This is a genomic window from Candidatus Mycoplasma haematohominis (genome assembly GCF_902712995.1).
In the GTDB taxonomy this organism is placed as follows: domain Bacteria; phylum Bacillota_I; class Bacilli_A; order Mycoplasmatales; family Mycoplasmoidaceae; genus Eperythrozoon_B; species Eperythrozoon_B haematohominis.
This window is the reverse complement of record NZ_CACTIB010000035.1, coordinates 1-2,468: the sequence shown is the minus strand read 5'-3', so window position 1 is coordinate 2,468 and position 2,468 is coordinate 1. Positions and strand designations below refer to the sequence as shown.

Annotated in this window: 5 protein-coding genes; 3 read left to right on the top strand and 2 right to left on the bottom strand. The window is 32.3% G+C overall.

The genetic code is table 4. From position 1 onward, the window contains the following. From H6411_RS05805 to H6411_RS05795, 3 genes are all read left to right on the top strand, one after another. A partial coding sequence (locus tag H6411_RS05805; protein ID WP_216083708.1) for a restriction endonuclease subunit S occupies positions 1-196 on the top strand: 196 nt, incomplete at its 5' end. Between the two features lie 17 nt (positions 197-213). Further along, the gene (locus H6411_RS05800; protein ID WP_216083707.1) at positions 214-444 is read left to right on the top strand and encodes a hypothetical protein; all 231 of its coding nucleotides are present in this window, start codon (positions 214-216) and stop codon (positions 442-444) included. 69 nt (positions 445-513) lie between these two features. After that, complete coding sequence (locus tag H6411_RS05795) at positions 514-993, top strand: hypothetical protein (protein WP_216083706.1); 480 nt, start codon at positions 514-516, stop codon at positions 991-993. Here H6411_RS05795 and H6411_RS05790 read toward each other — a convergent pair. Together H6411_RS05790 and H6411_RS05785 are read right to left on the bottom strand one after the other, a co-directional pair. Further along, positions 990-1,754, bottom strand: a complete 765-nt coding sequence (locus H6411_RS05790) for a hypothetical protein (RefSeq protein WP_216083705.1) — start codon at positions 1,752-1,754, stop codon at positions 990-992. The genes H6411_RS05795 and H6411_RS05790 overlap by 4 nt on opposite strands. Before the next feature lie 69 nt (positions 1,755-1,823). Further along, a complete protein-coding gene (locus H6411_RS05785) occupies positions 1,824-2,330 on the bottom strand; it encodes a hypothetical protein (protein ID WP_216083704.1) in 507 nt (168 codons plus the stop codon). Positions 2,331-2,468 lie beyond the last annotated feature (138 nt).

Sequence of the window (2,468 nt, the reverse complement as noted above, 5' to 3'; positions counted from 1 at the left end):
TATAAGCACTATCGCCGTTAAAAAACTAAAAATCCCTTTACCATCTCTAGAAATACAAGAACAAATAGCTAATTCTTTAGATAAACTAAGAGAGCTATGCGAAGACTTAAAAAAAGGAATACCAAAAGAAATCGAATTAGCTAATAAAAGGTATGAATACTACAGAGATTTATTAATTACTGGACACAATAACTAATTCTCAAAAATAGCTCTATGAATAGCAAAGCTATTGCTGCAGGAACTATAGTAATTCCCACAACTATTGGAAGTTCTTACTGAATATCACAAAGCAAATCATCAAACAATACAGAGCAAATTGAAACGGCAAGAAAAGATGAGAAGCCAAAACCTAAAAGTGATCCATTAAAAGAAACTCATAAAAATTTATGAGGATGAGAAGATAGAAAAAATAAAGAAAACGATCAAAAATTCTTTAATTTATAAAGTTTCAATAAAAGCGATTAAGCTCCCCAGTTAACCAAACTCTAATAATTTTCAGAATTTCTATCTAACATGCAACTAATTCCACCAGCTGCAAAACTAGGAGGTGGCGCAGTAGCGGTTATTTCATCTAGTGCAGCCACTACAACACAAGTAAAAAGCAAATTACAATCAGAAAATTTTGATAATACATTCAGAGTAAATTCGAATCGACAGACTAGCTATACATTTAAAGAAATTTTTGGAAGTAAGTTGAGGGATACAACTGCCGAAAGTTATGAACAACTGGAGGAAAGTAAAAGAGGCGATTGAAGAGATAGGTTCGCAAAATTGTATAAGGAGAGAGATTCTTTAAAAAGCTATAGATTCAATTTGTTAATAGCTGAAAATGTATTGAAGAATAAACCGGCAGACGAAGGTAAGTCAAAAGAAGGAATCAAAGCTCTTGATACAAAAGATTCAGTACAAGAATTCATGAAAAACTTCTATCAAGAATGTAGAAACCTATCCAGATTTGTCTTTGGTAAATCATCCTTTTACTGGATCCATTAATTACCTTCTAAAGAACAAAATTTAATCACAGTATTTTGCTGAACCTTTTCATTTGTATTTGCTGAAGTAGATAAAAGTAAATACGCTTTGCCACATACGTCCTTTATTTTTTCTCTATTTTCTTTATCTTTAGTTTTGAAAAACTTATGGAAAAGAGAATCTTCAGATTGATCGAAACTATTGTCTGTCAAAACCGTAGAATAATTTCCCAACCCAAAAAACTCTTGATCTTTCAATTCTCAAAATAAGTCATTTTTAGGATCAGTTAAGGAAATAAGTTTTTCCTTTTGAGTTGTTCCATAAGAACCAGCCAAATCTTTATAAGTCTCCTCCTCCGTTTCCTGTATTGTTTTTTGTTTAATTTCTAACGGAGAACAGTATCTCCAAACTTCTGACTCTAAATATTTACCACTTTCATAAGTAGACGTTACATTTCCTTTATCTTCCTTATAAACAGCTACACACTTATTCTTTAAATCTTCTCCATCTATTACGTTTGAAAAATTGTGATGTAAACTCTTCTTCGCATTTTTATCTGCCTTTCATCTATTCTTATAAGATCAATCCCATCAAGCATCACTATCTTTTGTATCTCCTACAAAATAAGCCTTTGTTTTATATGCATACTTGCTAACTAAATTATTTTCTGTAAACGGTTTTCAATCAGGCATGCCGGTAAATAAAGTGCTAACTCCATAACCACCACCTACTACCAATACAACAATTCCAGTCCCTGCTGCTGCTTTTGTTTGTACAGGCATCTTAATTATGCTACTACCTATATCCCAGATTAAAAGTTAACCCTCATAGGACTAAACTTTCATCTTTTACTAAGGATTTGGTTCAAATCTCAAAACTGCATCTTCCACATTAGTACAAAATCTCTTTACATCGTTTGCATAATTCGCTTCTTCAGTATTCCCTTCTTTTTTAAACTTCACAACATTCTCCTTGTAAGCTGCATCACAAACCTTATTCAAAGCTGTTACATCGATTTCATCATAACCCTTCATAACCTTCTGGAATTCCTTTGAAGAAGCACCATTTCCTTCTCCATTTAAAGGTTTCAGTTGTGAATCATACTTAGAATTTCACCAAGCTCTATTCTCTGAAATGCTAGCAACCAAAAAACTCGCGTTATCCCCTAGAGAAACTAAATTATTTGAATACCAATAATCACTTTGGACTTCACTCTTTTTAACAATCTTTCCTGCCTTTTCGGCTTGTTCTATAGTTAAACAACTAGAGGAGGATGTCATATATGCAGCTGTGCCAGCTGCGGCTGCCGCAACGGCTACCGTTCCTGTTGCTACAACAGATAATTGAATGGATGTCATAAATTTAAAAAGAAAAAACTAATAAAAACATCAACAATCATCTCACATTAGTTAGTAAGTAAAATAAAAATTATCAAAAATAAAAAAATTACAATTGCCTTAAATTTAGATTTTGATGTTTTCTGTTACCTCGTCTTT